This is a genomic window from Myxococcus faecalis, assembly GCF_050039385.1.
In the GTDB taxonomy this organism is placed as follows: domain Bacteria; phylum Myxococcota; class Myxococcia; order Myxococcales; family Myxococcaceae; genus Myxococcus; species Myxococcus fulvus.
This window is the reverse complement of record NZ_CP144336.1, coordinates 7890971-7907705: the sequence shown is the minus strand read 5'-3', so window position 1 is coordinate 7907705 and position 16735 is coordinate 7890971. Positions and strand designations below refer to the sequence as shown.

Below are 16735 nucleotides of genomic sequence, written 5' to 3'. Positions count from 1 at the left end.
GCCGACCGGCAACCGGAGGTGTATGCGAATCGTCGGCATCGACCTGGGCACCACCCACTGCGCGGTGGCGTCCGTGGACCCCGCCCGGGGCGCGAGCGCGCCCGTGGAGGACTTCCCCGTCTCGCAGCTCGTCCGACAGGGGGAGGTGGCGCCGCGCGCGCTGCTTCCCTCCACCGTGTACGTGCCCGCGGGCCACGAGCTGAGCGCCGAGTCGCTGCGCCTGCCCTGGGGTGACGACGGCGGGCCGTGGGTGGTGGGAGAGCTGGCGCGCTGGCAGGGCTCGCGCGTGCCGGGCCGGCTGATTGCCAGCGCGAAGAGCTGGCTGTGCCACCCGGGTGTGGACCGCTCCGCGCCCATCCTCCCGTGGGGCGCGCCCGCCGACGTGGCGAAGCTGTCCCCCGTGGACGCCAGCGCGCTCCTGCTCACGCACCTGGCGCGAGCGTGGGACTTCGCGCACCCGGAAGCGCCGCTGTCGCGGCAGGAGGTGGTGATTACGGTCCCCGCCTCGTTCGACGAGGCCGCGCGCGCGCTCACGGTGAGCGCGGCTCGCAAGGCGGGGCTGGAGAAGTTCACGTTGTTGGAGGAGCCCCAGGCGGCCTTCTACGACTACACCGCGCGCCACCGCTCGGACCTGGAGCAGACGCTCTCCCACGTCCGGCTGGTGCTGGTGGTGGACGTGGGCGGCGGCACCACGGACTTCACGCTGGTGCACGCGGGCGTGTCGCCCGAGGGCCCCATGCTGCGGCGACTCGCCGTGGGCGACCACCTGATGCTGGGTGGCGACAACATGGACGCGGCGCTGGCCCGGCGCGTGGAGGAGAAGCTCTTTTCGGACGGGCGGCGGTTGTCCGCCACGCAGTGGACGCAGGCCATCCAGGCCGCGCGCACCGCGAAGGAGGCGCTGCTCGGCAAGGCGCCTCCGGAGAAGTACGGCGTGTCGCTGGTGGGCGAGGGCAGCCGGCTGTTGGGTGGAACGCTGTCCTCGGAGCTGTCTCGCGAGGAGGCCCACGCGCTGGTGCTGGATGGCTTCTTCCCGCGCACGCCGCCCACGGAGCGGCCTCGCCGGGCCGCGCGCATGGCGCTCCAGGAGCTGGGCCTGCCGTACGTGCAGGACGCGGCGGTGACGCGGCACCTGGCGGCGTTCCTCGCGCAGCACGCGGCGGCGGGCTTCGCGGCGCTGGGCGAGACGCCTGCTTTCGAAGGCGCCCTCCCCCGCCCCGACGCCATCCTGCTCAATGGCGGCGTCTTCAACTCGCCCTGGATTTCGGAGCGGCTGGTGGAGGCCGTCTCGGGGTGGTGGCCGGACGCGCCGCGCATCTCGCTGTTGCGCCACGAGTCCCTGGAGCTCGCGGTGGCGCGGGGCGCGGCGTACTACGGGCTGGTGCGGCGTGGGCATGGCCTGCGCATTGGCGGTGGCGCGGCGCGCGCGTACTACGTGGGGTTGCAGCGTCCCGCGGACAGCGCGGAGCAGCCCGCCCTGTGCCTCATCCCTCGCGGCTTCGAGGAGGGACAGAAGGTGGACCTGGGCGAGCGCCCCTTCACGCTCACCCTCGGCAGGCCCGTGCAGTTCCAGCTCTACTCGACGACGAGCGACCGCATCGACAAGCCCGGGGATTTGGTGCCCCTGGCGGAGGACCTGAAGCCGCTGCCGCCCATCCACACACTGCTCAAGGGGGCGGCGGGCAAGGTGGCGGAGGTGCCGGTACACCTGCAGGCGGCGCTGACGGAGATTGGCACGCTGGAGCTGTACTGCGTCTCCGACGTCGCGGACGAGCGGTGGAGGTTGGAGTTCGAGCTGCGCGGCACGGGGGGCTCGCACGAGCTGACCGTCACCGAGTCCATGCCCGCGCGCTTCGTGGAGGCCAAGGACAACATCGAGCGCGTCTACGGGAACAAGCCACTGCCGTTGGGGCCCAAGGACGTGAAGCAGCTGGGGCGGACGTTGGAGAAGGCGCTGGGGCCGCGCGAGACGTGGCGGGTGCCGGTGCTGCGCGAGATGTGGAGCACGCTGTACGCGGGCGCGAGCAAGCGACGACGCACCGAGGACCACGAGCGCGTCTTCTACAGCCTCACGGGCTTCACGCTGCGCCCGGGCTTCGGGTATCCGCTGGACGGCTGGCGCGCGGAGCAGACCTTCAGCCTGTTCGACGCGCTGGTGCAGCACCACACGGACAAGGCGGTGTGGACGGAGTTCTGGGTGATGTGGCGGCGCATCGCCGGTGGGCTGACGGAGGCGCAGCAGCAGAAGCTCTACGCGTACCTGCAGCCGCACCTGTCGCGGAAGGTGCCCCCGAACGCGCCCGCCGCCGGGAAGCTCAAGGGCATCCAGCCCGAGGGGTTGGAGGAGATGGTGCGCACGGCCGCCTCGCTGGAGCACCTGTCGCCCGGGGACAAGGCGGAGGTGGGCCGGTGGATCGCCGAGCGGCTGAAGGCCGAGGCGAAGTCCGGTGGCCCGTGGGCGTGGTCCCTGGGACGGCTGGGCGCGCGGGTGCCGCTCTACGGCAGCAGCCACAAGGTCGTGGACGTGGAGACGGCCGAGGCGTGGCTGACGCTCCTGCTGGAGCTGGACCTGCGCAAGATCGACGGTGCGCCGTTCGCGGCGGCGCAGCTCGCGCGGCTCACCGGAGACAGGACGCGGGACGTGGACCCGGGCTTGCGCGAGCGCGCGGCCCAGGCGCTCGTCGCGGCCAAGGCGTCCGAGACGTGGGTGCGCATGGTGCGTGAAGTCGTCGCGCTGGAGGCGGCGGACGAGGCGCGCGCGCTCGGCGACACGCTGCCCGCGGGACTCCGACTGTCCTGAGCGCAGCGGCGGCCTCCACGGGGCACCCTGCCCCGTGCGAGCCGGCGGGCGCCCTCACGAGGTGACGCGGGACACGAACCCTCGTGGGAGGCCCCTTTCAGGCGTCGGTCGAATGAGCAGTCCCTGCGCTCCCTCGAAGGCCGGTGCGGCGCACGCGACCTCGTGGGCGTCTCTCCGAGGCATCGACGAGACGATCAGCCCATGCGCTCGCCCTGACAGGTCGGTGCCATGCACACGACCGCGTGGGCGTCCCTCTTCGAGGCATCGACGCTGCGCGTGGCCCATGCGAGCCGAAAGGACTCCCTCACGGGTCGGTGCGGGGCACGCGACCTCGTGGGAGTCCTCGCTGGAGCCTCGACGGGGCGATCAGCCCCGGATGTCCGGGAGCACGTCGGACGAGGCGGGCTCGGCGACGGCCTTGGGCGCGGCGCGCTCGACGACCTGGAGCACCGGCGTCGGCTCCGAAGGCGCGGCGGCCTCACCCTTGCCCGCCTTGGGCTTCTTGGTCCCCGCGCCCGAGCGGCACGTGCGGCACCAGGGCTGGTTCCGGATGGCACCGTCCGCCATCTTCCGCAGCCCGAACTGGGCCAGCGGCTTGAGCGTACGGCACTTGATGCACATCAACGAGATGAGGACCTCGTGACCATCCGCGTCGTAGACGGCGGACTTGCGCCGCTTGCGCGGCTGCGGCTGCCCCGGTTCACGCGGCTTCGCCTTCTCCGGCGGAGGCGTCATCATCGGGGTCACTTTGTAGAGCATGTCAGTCCCTCCCGCTCTCGGGGGCCCTCGCACGCAGTCCCTGATGGGGCCACCTCGGCACGGGCACTCGCGAGCCATAGAGTAAGGTGCCTTCCCTCCGTTGAAAACTGATCCCAGGCCGAAAATTCGGCCCGGGAGCGTTTTCATCGAAGTTTCCAAGGGTTGGACGGCCCCGTTCACTCCCAGCGGATCAACCCCCGGGCGAATTTTCAGCCCTGGCTCCCTCAACGCGAGGCGGTGGGACACGCCTCCGCGACACCGCTGTAGCGCACCCGCCCCAGAGTGGGCGTGGGCAGGACACCCCCATGGGAGCGGCCGTAGGCGATCAACGCCTCGCGCAGGTCCATTCCCTGGAACGGGGCCAGCTCCGCGCGCTCGGGAGGCAGCGGCCGCGTCACGCCCTCCACCCCGTCCCCACCCCGCGCGAGGAAGTCCGGCACCGCCACCCGGTAGCGCTTCTCGGCGACCAGGGGCTTTCCGCCCTCCAGCGTGACGGACAAGAGCCGCCCCGGCCCCGGGCAGCGCGCCAGCGTCAGCTCCAGCCCGGACACCGCGAACACCGCGCCCCGGTCCACGCCGTGCGCCAGCTTCAACAGGAGCTCCAGCTCCGTACCGGTGAGCGTCAGCACCGCCACCGTGTTGTCGAAGGGCAGCGCCTGGTAGACGTGGCCGAAGGACAGCACCCCACCCGGCAGGTCCGCGCGGATGCCACCGGGGTTCATCACCGCGGCGTCCGCGCCCACCGCCTCGCGCAGCGCGTCCGCGACGACGTTGCCCAGTGCCCCCTCCTCCGTGAAGCCCCGGACCAGCGGCGACGCACAGGACACACCCGCTTGCCGCCGCTGCGCCGCGTCCACCTGCGCCAGCGTGGGCGCGAGCAGCGCCTCCACGTCCGAATCCGGGCGCACCTCGGCGCCCAGGAACCTCGACGGCACCAGCGTCACCTCGGCGCGCTCGCGCAGCCGCCGGCCATCACAGTCCCCATGGACCGCGTCCACCTGCGAGCACAGGGGAATCGCCGCCTGGATGCGGGTGAGCGACGGCTCCACGCGTCGGCGGACGGGGTCGACGAACAGCTCCACCACGCCCACCGAGCGCGCCAGCCCCGTCGTCTCGATGACGGGCACGCCCTGGATGAAGTGGCCCATCACCTGGTGCGTGTGCCCCGCGACCACCGCGTCCAGCGTGCCCGGTGGCAGCGCGGCCAGCATGTCGACAATCTCCGCGTCGCCGCGCTCGCAGCTCGCGGTGTCGCGCGGGTTCGACAGGTCCGGGCAGTGCCCGCCCGCGTGCGCCACCGCCACCACCACGTCCGCGCCGCGCGCGCGCAGGGAGCGCGACGCTTCCAGCGCCGAGGACGCCAGGGGCAGGAAGCGCAGCGAGCCGACGTTGGCGGGGTTGGTGGCGCTCGGCGTGGACTCCGTGGTGAGCCCCAGCACGCCCACGCGCACGCCCTTCACGGTGAGCAGGTGCGTGCCGTCGTTGCCGAGCCACGCGGGCGTCCTGCCCGTGGCCGCGTCACGGAGATTGGCGGACAGCATGGGGAAGCGCGCCTGCTTCACCCGGGCCTTCAGCGCGCCGAGCGGATCCTCCCCCGGAGTCAACGCCATGGGCGAGGCGCCCACCGGGCCGTAGTCGAACTCGTGGTTGCCGATGGCCGCCGCCGTGAAGCCCAGGTGGTTGTAGACGTCCACCACCACGGCGCCCTCGGTGAGGTTGGAGGCCAGCGTCCCCTGGAAGAGGTCGCCACCATCCAGCAGCAGCACGCCGCCCGGATTGTCCGCGCGCAGTCGGGCGACGTATGCGGCGAGGGTGGCCGCGCCGCCCTCCTCCACCACGCGCCCGTCGGAGAGCCGCGTGCGGTGCGGCTCCACGTTGCCATGGAAGTCGTTGAGGCCCACCAGGGTGAGCCGCACGGGCTCGGCCGGGGACGCGGCGGGCGTCGGGGTGGCGGGCGTGCCGGCGCAGGCGGCGGCACAGGTCGCGAGCGCGACGAGGAAGGGACGCGGTGAACGCATGAGCGTCCGCACTTCACCCCGCCGCGCGCCGTGATTCAACCGCGCTTCAGCGCTCGCGGCGACGTCGCACCGACAGGCCCAGGGCCAGCAGCCCGAGCACCACGCTGCCAGGCACCGACGCGGTGGCGCACGAGCAACCCGACCCGTCGTCCGCCTCGGGGAAGCCCCCCCCTCCCGGGATGCCCGGCCCGGGCCCACCGCCCCCACCTCCACCGCCGTCCGAGCCCGCGTCGGAGCCGCCATCCGTGCCGCCGTCCCCCTGCGAGGGACGCGTGTCGATGCGCAAGGGCGGCGTGAAGGCCTGCGCCACCTTGTCCCAACCCACCAGCTTCAGGTTCTGCTGGTTGCTGTTGTCGGAGTCCTGCGCGACGAACAGGCCATCGAGGAACTCGGGACCCACCGGCTGCGCGGACACGGCCAGCGCGAACGGCGACTCCACCGCGCCGATGCCGCCATCCCCCGCCACCATCTGGAACGAGCCCAGGAACGCGTACGTGCGGCGGTCCAGCACGCCGAACGAGTTGGAGGTCGTGTCCGCCGCCAGCAGGTAGCCCTGCGCATTGGCGCCACGGTAGAGCGCGAGCCGGCTGACGGAGCCCGACAGGTTGCGGCCCGTGCCCGTCAGCGAGGCCACCTCGGTGCGACTGGTCCCCCCGTTGGGCTCCGCGTTGTAGCGCCAGATGGCCACGCCGGACTGGACCACGTACACGTAGCCCAGCTCCTCGTCCGCCACGAGCCCGGTGATGGCGCCGCCCACATCCAGCGCGTCGCGCGCCAGCGTGGCCGACATCCCACCGTCCTCACCGGACAATTCGAACTGCAGGAGCGAACCGGACGGGTTGCCCGCGAACACATAGAACCGACCGGAGGAGGGGCTGCGATAGAGCGCCACGCTGTTGAACTGCGTGCTGTTGTTGACGAGCGGCGCCACGTTGATGCGCTCCACCTTGTTCGTCGCCCGCCGCCCATCCACCCGGTAGGCCGACAACCCGTTGACGCTGTTCGCCGTCACCGCGAGCGACAGGGTGTCGTTGCCCAGACGGAAGCCGTCACGCAGGGAGATGCCCAGCGTGGGCCCATCGAAGTCCGACTCCACCTGTTGACCATTCAACCCGAAGGTGAAGAGTCCGGAGTTGGCATTGTCATACGCCGTCAAGAGCAGGCTGTCGGCGCCCCCGTCCGCGCTGCCCACCCAGATGGCGACGTCGCGCAGGTTCGCCCCGCTGGCCCCGGGGTCCGGCGTCGTCTGACGGACAGGGGACACCCGCACGGGCTGGGCGGAGGCGGCCGCTCCACTGAGGAACGCCGCCAGGGCGAGGATGAGAGGGTGGCGCATGACCGGGCTCCAGGCAGGTGGGTCCGCCGTAACTTCGCACGCGGAGGATGCCTTTCAAGTGCGAAGGCTTCGGGAACGGTTGGCTCCAGCCAACCGTGTCGAGTACAAAGTGCGTCTTCCAGCCAACAGCGAAAAGACCATGGCGACCAAGCGCGCACTCATTACGGGCATCACGGGGCAGGACGGCAGCTATCTGGCGGAGCTGCTCCTTTCGAAGGGCTACGAGGTGCACGGAATGGTGCGCCGCTCCTCCGAGGAGAAGTTCGAGCGCATCCAGCACCTGCACGGGAAGATCCAGCTCCACCAGGGTGACCTGCTGGACCAGTTCTCGCTCGCGGCGCTGCTGAACCTGGTCAAGCCGGACGAGGTCTACAACCTGGCGGCGCAGTCGTTCGTGCCCACCAGCTGGAACCAGCCGGTGCTCACCGGTGAGTTCACCGCGCTGGGCGTGACGAAGATGCTGGAGGCCATCCGCCACACGCGCCCGCAGGTGCGCTTCTACCAGGCGTCCTCGAGCGAGATGTTCGGCAAGGTGCTGGAGGTCCCCCAGACGGAGGACACGCCCTTCTACCCGCGCAGCCCGTACGGCGTGGCCAAGGCGTACGGCCACCACATCACCGTGAACTACCGCGAGTCGTTCGGCCTGTTCGCGGTCAGCGGCATCCTCTTCAACCACGAGTCGCCGCGCCGGGGCCTGGAGTTCGTCACGCGCAAGGTCACGTACAACGTGGCGCGCATCAAGCACGGCCTCCAGGAGAAGCTGCCCATGGGCAACCTGGACGCCAAGCGCGACTGGGGCTTCGCGGGTGACTACGTGGAGGCCATGTGGCTGATGCTCCAGCAGGAGAAGCCGGCCGACTACGTGGTGGCCACCAACGAGACGCACACGGTGCGGGAGCTGGTGGAGATCGCCTTCGCGCGCGTGGGCCTGGACTGGCAGAAGCACGTCTTCATCGACCCGGCCTTCGTGCGCCCGGCCGAGGTGGACCTGCTCATCGGTGACCCGGCCAAGGCCAAGAAGGAGCTGGGCTGGGAGCCCAAGGTGCGCTTCAAGCAGCTGGTGGAGATGATGGTGGACGCGGACCTGGAGCGCGTGAAGGCGGGGCAGCGGTAGATGCGCATTCTCGTCACGGGAGCGGATGGGTTCGTCGGCAGGCATCTGTGCGCGCTGTTGCGCGCCTGCGGCGATGAGGTGGTGGAGGCCCACGGGCCCCGCGGCGAGGGTGTGAGCAGCAGCGCCCTGCATTTCGACGTGGCCAACGAGGCCGCCGTGAAGGCGGCCGTCGCCGAGGCCCGGCCCGAAGGCGTCATCCACCTGGCCGGCTTCAGCTCGGTGGCCAAGAGCCACCACAACCCCTCGCGCGTGTTCGCGGTGAACACGATGGGGGTGGTGAACCTCCTGACGGCGCTGCGCGAGAACGCGCCGAAGACGCGCGTGGTGCTCGTGGGCTCGGGCGAGGTGTACGGCCCGGTGCCGGAGGGCACGCGCGCCCCCGAGAGCACGCCCGCCGTGCCGCTGAGCCCCTACGCGGCCTCCAAGTCCGCGGCGGAGCTGGCCGGCGTGCAGTTCCACCGCAGCTACGGGCTGGAGGTGATGATGGCCCGGCCCTTCAATCACCTGGGCGCGGGGCAGGACCCGACCTTCGTCGTGCCCTCGTTCGCCTCGCAGATTCGCGCCATCGGCCTGGGCACGGTGGACCCGGTGCTGCGCACGGGCAACCTGGACGCGGTGCGGGACTTCTCGCACGTGCGTGACGTGGTGGAGGCCTACCGGCTGCTGCTCGACAAGGGCGAGCCCGGGCAGGCGTACAACATCTGCTCCGGCGAGGGCCGCACCATCCGCAGCCTGCTGGAGGAGATGCTCCTGCTGGCCGGCGTGGACGCGCGCATCGAGTTGGATCCGGCGCGCCTGCGCCCCTCCGACATCCCCAGCCTCGTCGGCTCGCCCGACAAGCTGCGCGCGCTGGGTTGGGCGCCCAAGCTGACCGTGACGGACGCGCTGCGCGACGTGCTCGGTCCCAAGGTGCCCGGCGCCCAGCGCGCCTGAGTCCTCCCCCGAGACGCCTGTCAGGATGCCGGGCCCCTGGTCGTTGGTGTAAAATCAACACGAACCAGGAGGCTCGGCATGGCAGGCACGCGGCGGCAGGACAGGTTCACCTTCTTCTGGACCCAGGAGTCCCCGTTCTCGCAGTGGCATCCCTGTGAGTTCCTGGTGGAGGGGGCCCGCTACAACTGCATGGAGCAGTACATGATGGCGGGCAAGGCGCGCCTCTTCGCGGATGAAGAGATGCTCGCGCGCATCATGGCGTCCGCGTCTCCCAAGTCGCAGAAGGCGCTGGGCCGCAAGGTGCGCGGCTTCGTGGAGGAGACGTGGGTGAAGGAGCGCGAGCGCATCATCTACGAGGGCAACCGCGCGAAGTTCACGCAGAACGCCGCGCTGCTGGAGGTGCTGCTCGCGAGCCAGGGCACGGAGCTGGTGGAGGCCAGTCCCATGGACCGCATCTGGGGCGTGGGGCTCGGCATGGATGACGCGCGCATCATGGACCCGTCCCAGTGGCGTGGGCTGAACCTGCTGGGCAAGGTGCTGACGCGCCTGAGGGATGACCTCATCGCGCAGGGTGTGGTGGCTCGCTAGCGCTCCACATGGGCCCAGGCCTCCAGCCGCCTGTCCAGGGCGGTGAGGGTCCACAGGTCCGCGGGATTGTCGGAGCGCACCGCGTCCAGGGCCGCTCTCAACGGAGCCCTGGCGCGCGCCTCGCCCCACTCGGACAACACGCGCAGCGCCATCAACGAGGGCTGACGCGAGAGCAGTCCGAGCAGTTCCTCCACCACGCGAGGGCTGCGCTCGTCGGCGAGACGCTGCACCGACTCGTGTCGCTCCTCCGGTGTCGAGGCGGTGTCCCGCAGTCGCTCCGCGAGCGCGTGGAAGCGGGCCTCGTCCAGCAGCTTGCGCGGGCCCGGCGTGTCCCAGTGCTCCACCGTGACGCTCGTGCGCGCGAAGGCGACACACTCGCGGCGCAGGCCGTCATCGTCGAACAGGCCCATGAGGCGCTCGGGCGCGGGCCGCCCGCCCACGAGCAACCCCGCCGCGCGCTCCGCCAGCCCTTCAGCGGCGCCGAGCAGGTGCACCCGAATCACCGTGGCCTCCGCGTCGGCGCGGGCCTCGACGGGCACCCGCTCCGACTTGAGGAACACCTCGGCGAGGCCGCGCTGGGACACGTACCAGCGGTACTCCAGCCACACCGCGCTCGGACGCTCGACGAAGCGCGCGTCCTCGGCCTCGACGAGCCGGGGCGCGCCTTCCGCCACGCCGCCGAAGCAGCGCTCCAACAGCGCCAGGGCCTCGGTGAGCTTCATGTCGCATCCACGCGCATCAGGCCGGCGCTCCCGCTCAGAACGAGTACGGCACGGGCGCGGACACGCCGAGCAGCGACAGGTCCACCGTGCCGCGCGTGTTGCTCTGGCCGGACTGCGCCTGGGCGATGGGGCTCACGTCGAAGCGGAGCTCGGCGAACTTCATGGCCTTGCAGCGGTCCCCATGGCCATCGTGAATCAGGACCAGGTTCGCCACCGGCGTGGCCCCGGCCTTCGACTGGAGCTGCCCGTCCCAGGCCAGCTCGTACGTGTGCTCGGCGCAGCCGCCCCCGTGCGCGACGTTGAGCGTCAGCACGTTGCCTTCGAGCTTCGCGTTCTCGATGTTGATGGGGTCCTGAGGCTGAGGGTCCGCCTTCACCACGAGCGGCGTGGCGTCGGTCCGATTCGCCGGGGACGCCCCCTCTTCCGCGGGCGTCTCCGTCTCCGGAATGGCCACCGCGTCCTGCGGCACCGACGGCTCCGCGGGCTCCTGCCGCGCGGGCTTGCTCGCACAGCCGATGAGAAGACCGCTCAACACGAGGCCACTCCACATGAGCTTCCGCATCCGCATCCTCCCGTCACGACTCCTCGGCGGAGCCCGATTGCCCGCCGACCCGACACACGCTTGCGAGCCTCAGCGTCGGAGCGCGGCCTCGTAGGCCGCCAGCGTCCCCTCGGCCGTCCGTTTCCAGGTGAACTCCGCGGCCCGCGCGCGGCCCCGCTCCGCGAAGGCCCGCCGCTCCTCGGGGGAGCGCAGGAGCCGGTGGATGGACTCGGCGAGCCCCTCCGCGTCGTCCGGGCGCACCGCCAGCGCCGCGTCGCCGCAGACCTCCGGCAGCGAGCCCGCCGTCGAGACGATGGCGGGGGTGCCCAACCGCATCGCCTCCAACGGAGGCAGGCCGAAGCCCTCGTAGCGCGAGGGGAAGACGAACAGCGCCGCGCGCCGCATCAGCTCGTAGAACACGGGCTCGGCCTGATAGCCGAGCGGACGGATGTCGTGCCCTTCCGCGCGCAGCCGCGCGATGCGGGACTCCACGCGGCCGGAGCCGAACCAGCTCTGCCCCGCGAGCACGAGCGACGCGGGCCGCCCCTGCGCGCGCAGCCGCTCCATCGCATCCAGCACCAGGTCCACGTTCTTGCGGACATCGAGCGAGCCCGCGTACAGCACGTAGTCCCTGGGCAGCGCGAGCGAGCGCAGGTAGTCCGCGCTCGTCGCATCCAGCACGGGCGCGCTCACGTGGTCCACGCCGATGGGGACCACCACCGCGCGCGAGGCGACCTCGGGGAAGCGCTCCAGCAGGTCATCGCGCGTGCGCGCGCTGATGCACAGCACCTGGTCCGCCAGCAGCAGGCTGCGCGACAACCACAGCCGGAACTGCCACCGGAACTTCGCGGACACGGTGTCCGGCATGATGAGCGGAATCAGGTCCAGCACCGTGAGCACGTAGGCGGTGCCGGGCACGCGCGTCAGGGGCAGGTTGAAGTTGCCCAGCGCGTGGTAGAGCGCGGGCCGCGAGCGCTCGAGCAGCTTGGGCAGCCGGGCGAGCGTCCAGGCGGTGCGGCCGCCGTTGCCCCTCGGATGGTCGCCGGAGTCGCGCGCGCCCAGCTTCTCCAGCGAGACGCCTCGGGCCTCGAGCGCGCCAGCGAGACAGCGGGTGTACAGGCCGATGCCGGTGGTGGGCTCATCCCAGAGCGTGGCGTCGAAAGCGATGGAGCCGATGGACACGGGGCGCCTCATAGCACGGCCGTGTGATAGGCAGGGCGCGCATGGCGATCCACCAGTTGATAGCGAGCTTCGTGCCCGGCGACGCCACCGGGCAGGCCGCGCTGCACCTCCAGCTCCTCCTGCGCCGACTGGGCGTATGGGGCGGCCTGTACGCCGACGAGGTGGGCGCGGGTCTGGAAGGGCTGGCGAGCCCCGCCTCCGAGCTGAAGCCGGCGCCGGATGACCTGGTGCTGTACCACCACGGCATCGCCTCGCCGCTGAGCAGTCGCCTGATGCACCTGCCCTGTCGCAAGGGGCTCGTCTTCCACAACATCAGCCCCGCGCGCTTCTACACGGGCCTGTCGCTGGAGAACGCGCTGCTCGCCGGACGCGCGCAGCTGGCCGCCATGGCGCCCTTCGTGGACGTGGCCATCGGCGTGTCGGACTACAACGCCGCGGAGCTGCGCGTCGCGGGCTATCGCAACGTCCACACGGTGCCGCTGCTCATCGAGCCGGAGCGCTTCGGGCCCGACCGCGCCGACGCGAAGCTCCTGAGCAGGCTGGCGGGCCCGGGGCCGGTGCTGCTCGGTGTCAGCCGGGTGATGCCGCACAAGCGCTTCGAGGACCTCATCGCCCTGCACCGCGAGGTATTGCGGCTGCGGCCCCAGGCGCGGCTGTTGATGGTCGGCGGCTATGAGCCGGGCAGCCGCTACTTCCGCTCGCTCGAGAAGCAGGCCAAGGGGCTGAGCGGGGTGAGCTTCCTGGGGCGGCTGAGCCACGCGGAGCTGGTGGCCGCGTACCGCTCCGCGTCCGTGTTCGTGTCGATGAGCGAGCACGAGGGCTTCGGGGTTCCGCTCATCGAGGCCATGGCGTCGGACGTGCCCGTGCTGGCGTACGGCGCCGCCGCGGTGCCGGAGACGCTGGGCGGCGCGGGCATCGCGTTCGACCAGAAGCGCTTCGCCTTCCTCGCGGAGCTGGCGGTGGACCTGAGCGAGGACCTCTCCCTGCGTGAGCCCGTCATCGCGGGCCAGCGTCGAAGGCTGGAGCACTTCTCCGCGCCCTCGGTGCAGCGCGCGCTGTCCCGAGCGCTGGAGCCCTACCTGCCGGCGCCGCGAGTCCGTCGGGCGGCGCCGAAGCGGCCCCGGGTGGCGGTGGTGGTGCAGCGGTACGGCGAGGTGACGGGCGGCGCGGAGATGCTGGCCGCGCAGGTGGCCGAGCGGCTCACGCCGCACTGGGACCTCACGGTGCTGACCACGTGCGCGAAGAACCACCTGTCCTGGGAGAATCACTTCCCCGCGGGACCGGACCGGGTGCGCGGCGTGGACGTGCTGCGCTTCCCCGTCACGCGCGTGCGCAACATCCGGGGCTTCAACGGGCTGTCGCGCAAGCTCTTCGACAAGAGCAACGAGCGGCTGCGCGAGGAGCAGTGGGTGGCCGAGCAGGGCCCCCTGGCACCGGGGCTGCTCCACCACCTGGCCTCCACGCGCGACGCGTATGACGGCTACCTGTTCTTCACGTACCTGTATGCGCCCACGGTGTGGGGCATGCCGCTGGTGGCGGACCGCTCGCTGCTCGTGCCCACCACGCATGACGAGGCGCCCATCCGCTTCGATGCGTACCGCGACGTCTTCGAGCTTCCTCGCGCGCTGCTGTGCCTGACGCCGGAGGAGCTGACCATCATCGAGAAGTACTTCCCGAACCACGCGAGGACACGCGTGGTGGGCGTGGGCGTGGAGCGGCCCTCGGCGGACGGGGCGCGCTTCCGACAGAAGCACGGCGTGCACCGCGACTACCTCCTGTACGTGGGCCGTCAGGAGCCGGGCAAGGGTGTCCCCGAGCTGCTCGAGTTCCATCAGGCCTTGAAGCACCGGTACGCGGACGCGCCGGACCTGGTGCTCGCGGGGGACGCGCACATGTCCCTGGAGGGCGATGGCGTGCGCTATCTGGGGCGCATCCCCGAGCAGGACAAGCACGACGCGCTGGCCGGAGCGCTGGCGGTGGTGGTGCCGTCGCGCTACGAGAGCCTGTCGCTCCTGACGCTGGAGGCGTTCGCGCAAGGCACGCCGGTGTTGGTGAACGGGCGCTCGGACGTGCTGGTGGGACAGGTGGAGCGCAGCGGCGCGGGGCGCGCCTATACGGACCTGGCGTCGTTCATCCAGGGGCTGCGCGAGGTGGGCGAGGCGCGCAAGGCGCTGGGGGCGAAGGGGCTGGCGTACGTGAAGAAGCAGGGATGGCCGCAGGTGGTGGCCACCTACCGGGACGAGCTGCAACGCATCCTCGAGGAGAAGCACCGATGAAGCTGCTGGGACGCGACATTCCCGCGCGGGAGCTGCTGGCCCGCATCGAGGAGCGCCTGCGAACGCGCGGGCTGCCCACCTCCGAGCCGGTGGAGGTGCCCGCCGAGGGCGTGGAGCCCCGGCTGGAGCCGCTGACGTTCAACCTGCACGCGCTCGAGGAGAACGCCGACGCGACGCGCGCGCTGCCGCTGCAGACGCACCGGGGCGGCGTGGGGCAGCTCGTCGTGGTGGCGAAGTGGGCGTTCCGCAAGTCGTGCCAGGTGTTCATCAACGAGGCCCTGGGACGGCAGCGCGTGTTCAACGGGCACGTGCGTGACTCGTACGCCCAGCTCTCCGCGGAGGTCCTCCGACTGCGCCGCGAGGTGGAGCAACTGCGCGCGCGACAGGCGAGCACCCCGGTCGAGGAGTCGCGAGGCCCAGTGACGTCGGGTACTCCGGAAACGGCGCCACGCCCCTCGCTGACGAGGAGCACGTCCAGAACGGAGAGACAGGGGTCACACGCGCCGACGAGCGTCGAGCCGCCTGCTCCACGGCCTCCGCGCGCCGCCGGAACGGCGCACACCGACGAGGGGCCAGGCGCGGACAAGGTCATGCAGCAGAAGGGGACTTCGACCTCGCGGAGTCACGAAGCGAAACAGGGTCGTGAGGCGACGTCGTCGCAGGACGGGCATGGCGCACGGAGCACGCCGCGCGATGCCGCGGAGGTACTGCCCAAGCCTCGCACCACCAGGACGGAGACCGTGACGTCGGCGAAGGAGCAGACGCCACCGACCGACAAGTCGGCTCGCCCCAAGGATGGCGCGAAGTCCCGTCGCCCCAAGCGACGCCGATAGAGCACCGCGCTCCATTGGGTTCCTGGGGCAGCGCGAAGCCTCGCCGCCCCATGCGATGTCACCGCGCTCCTGGCGGCTCCCAGAGCGCGCCGAGCCCTCCGGTCCAAGCGGCGCCGCCAGGACACAGTGCGGCGCCAGGCCCCGCCACTCCCCGCGGTGCGGTGGAGCCACGGCGCGCCTCGGGTGACTCGAAGCAGCATCCGCGCCAACCCGGTGCACCTCGCTCACCGGGCGAGGAGCCTCCATCGGCGTCGCGCGACGGCCCGTCCGGAGGCCATGACCGATACAGCAACCCCGTTGCGATTCCCGCTTCGCCCAAGCACGGAGTCCGGAGGGCCTCCTGAAGTACCGGCCCACACGCCCGCCCCCTCGCGTTGACGCCCCTGCCCCACCGTGCTCAAACCGGCGCGTGGGAGCTCCGTCCATCAGCGTCGTCATCCCCGCGTACAACGAGGGGCAGCGCCTGCCTCGCTTCGTGGCGTCACTCACCCACGTCGCCCTCGGGCAGCCGACGCCACGGGTGGAGTTCCTCGTCGTCGACGACGGCAGCGCGCCCGAGCACGCCACCCTTCAGCGAGCCAGCGTCGAGCAGGCCCAGGCCCGGCTCTCCGCCGAGGGCTCGCACCACCGCTTCACCTACGTCGCCGCGCCTCGCAATGGCGGCAAGGGCTCCGCCATCCGGCTCGGCTGGCGCCATGCCTCCACTGACTCCACCTGGCTCGCGTTCCTGGACGCGGACGGCGCCATCAGCGCGGACGAGCTCTTCCGACTGGTCCGCCTTTCCGACGCCCCCGAAGCCCAGGCCGTGGATGTCCTCGCCGGCTCACGCATCCTCATGGCCGGCCGCCGCGTGGTGCGAAACCTGGGCCGGCACCTGCAGGGCCGCATCTTCGCCACGCTGACGGACATGAACTTCGGCCTGCACTTCTACGACACGCAATGTGGCGTGAAGCTCATCCGCGCCCGCGTGCTGCACCCGCTCCTCGACGTGCTGCGCGAGGAGCGCTGGCTGCTCGACGTGGAGCTGCTCGCCCTCCTCAAGCGCCAGGGCGCCCGCTGCCTGGAGGTCCCCATCGACTGGGAGGACTTCGGCGGCTCCAAGGTCATCCCCGGGCTCGACGCGGCCCGCATGTTCTGGGGGCTGTTCAAGCTCCGCCGCCGACTGGACCACCTCACCCTCCCCGCTCCGGGCTCGCGCGAACCACTCCCCGCGAACCTGCCCCCCACTGATACCCGGTGACAGCCGCAGCGGAATGGCCGGGCCCCGGGTGCGATACGCCCTCCCCAGGGCGACATGTCGGAGGGGTACGGAGCACCCTCTCCCGAAGGGCGAGCGGCCGGCGGGCCGTCCGAGCCACCCGCCCCTCGTCGGGCCAACCCATTGGCCTCATTCCAACCCACGAGCGTCCCGGTGCGGGCCGCGCGGGCCCTGGCGCATCCTGCCGACGGCCCCGACCTGTCCCGGAGGCCAGCAGATGGAGGGCGGCTGATGTCCGCCCTTCGCGTTACAACCCCAGGGAAGCCACTTGCTCCCATCGCCCGGTTTCACGCGGCGTCGCGAGGCCGCTTGCTTTCCGGGCGGCTCACCGCGAAATAGGCCCCGCACGCGAGCCGTTGCTCCGGGTTCCTCCTA

General features: G+C 71.6%; 13 protein-coding genes. 7 read left to right on the top strand and 6 right to left on the bottom strand.

The genetic code is table 11. From position 1 onward, the window contains the following. Positions 1 to 22: 22 nt before the first annotated feature. Entirely contained in the window at positions 23 to 2800 is a 2778-nt protein-coding gene (locus VZQ01_RS31845) for an Hsp70 family protein (protein WP_223745378.1), read from the top strand. Between the two features lie 366 nt (positions 2801 to 3166). Here VZQ01_RS31845 and VZQ01_RS31840 read toward each other — a convergent pair whose 3' ends face one another. The 3 genes from VZQ01_RS31840 to VZQ01_RS31830 all read right to left on the bottom strand — a co-directional run bounded on the left by VZQ01_RS31840 (position 3167) and on the right by VZQ01_RS31830 (position 6913). Continuing rightward, positions 3167 to 3559 (bottom strand): hypothetical protein, encoded by a 393-nt coding sequence (locus tag VZQ01_RS31840; protein ID WP_141332656.1) that lies wholly within the window; start codon positions 3557 to 3559, stop codon positions 3167 to 3169. A gap of 224 nt (positions 3560 to 3783) precedes the next feature. Continuing rightward, entirely contained in the window at positions 3784 to 5577 is a 1794-nt protein-coding gene (locus VZQ01_RS31835; protein ID WP_426745511.1) for a bifunctional metallophosphatase/5'-nucleotidase, read from the bottom strand. A 46-nt stretch (positions 5578 to 5623) separates the two neighbouring features. After that, entirely contained in the window at positions 5624 to 6913 is a 1290-nt protein-coding gene (locus VZQ01_RS31830; protein WP_426745510.1) for a myxosortase-dependent phytase-like phosphatase, read from the bottom strand. Positions 6914 to 7052: 139 nt separating this feature from the next. Here VZQ01_RS31830 and gmd point away from each other — a divergent pair, with 139 nt between their 5' ends. From gmd to ybiA, 3 genes are all read left to right on the top strand, one after another. Beyond that, entirely contained in the window at positions 7053 to 8027 is a 975-nt protein-coding gene (gene gmd / locus VZQ01_RS31825) for a GDP-mannose 4,6-dehydratase (RefSeq protein WP_223745375.1), read from the top strand. After that, positions 8028 to 8960: a GDP-mannose 4,6-dehydratase gene (locus tag VZQ01_RS31820; protein WP_223745374.1), complete on the top strand. Its 933-nt coding sequence runs from the start codon at positions 8028 to 8030 to the stop codon at positions 8958 to 8960. It abuts the gene before it with no gap. 78 nt (positions 8961 to 9038) lie between these two features. Beyond that, a complete protein-coding gene (gene ybiA / locus VZQ01_RS31815) occupies positions 9039 to 9548 on the top strand; it encodes a riboflavin biosynthesis intermediates N-glycosidase (protein WP_223745373.1) in 510 nt (169 codons plus the stop codon). On the opposite strand, the gene VZQ01_RS31810 is transcribed toward ybiA, so the two are convergent. The 3 genes from VZQ01_RS31810 to VZQ01_RS31800 all read right to left on the bottom strand — a co-directional run bounded on the left by VZQ01_RS31810 (position 9545) and on the right by VZQ01_RS31800 (position 12005). Continuing rightward, positions 9545 to 10270, bottom strand: a complete 726-nt coding sequence (locus VZQ01_RS31810; RefSeq protein ID WP_426745509.1) for a hypothetical protein — start codon at positions 10268 to 10270, stop codon at positions 9545 to 9547. The two genes, ybiA and VZQ01_RS31810, sit on opposite strands and share 4 nt — an antisense overlap. A 34-nt stretch (positions 10271 to 10304) precedes the next feature. Then, complete coding sequence (locus VZQ01_RS31805; protein WP_426745508.1) at positions 10305 to 10832, bottom strand: hypothetical protein; 528 nt, start codon at positions 10830 to 10832, stop codon at positions 10305 to 10307. Positions 10833 to 10901: 69 nt separating this feature from the next. Further along, a complete protein-coding gene (locus VZQ01_RS31800) occupies positions 10902 to 12005 on the bottom strand; it encodes a glycosyltransferase family 4 protein (protein WP_223781949.1) in 1104 nt (367 codons plus the stop codon). 29 nt (positions 12006 to 12034) lie between these two features. On the opposite strand from VZQ01_RS31800, the gene VZQ01_RS31795 reads away from it, so the two are divergent. From VZQ01_RS31795 to VZQ01_RS31785, 3 genes are all read left to right on the top strand, one after another. Continuing rightward, the gene (locus tag VZQ01_RS31795; RefSeq protein ID WP_223745369.1) at positions 12035 to 14269 is read left to right on the top strand and encodes a glycosyltransferase family 4 protein; all 2235 of its coding nucleotides are present in this window, start codon (positions 12035 to 12037) and stop codon (positions 14267 to 14269) included. Continuing rightward, a complete protein-coding gene (locus VZQ01_RS31790; protein WP_223745368.1) occupies positions 14266 to 15102 on the top strand; it encodes a hypothetical protein in 837 nt (278 codons plus the stop codon). The genes VZQ01_RS31795 and VZQ01_RS31790 overlap by 4 nt, the downstream gene beginning before the upstream one ends. Before the next feature lie 409 nt (positions 15103 to 15511). Continuing rightward, on the top strand, positions 15512 to 16342 hold the full coding sequence (locus tag VZQ01_RS31785) for a glycosyltransferase (RefSeq protein ID WP_223745367.1): 831 nt from the start codon (positions 15512 to 15514) through the stop codon (positions 16340 to 16342). The last annotated feature ends 393 nt before the right edge of the window (positions 16343 to 16735 follow it).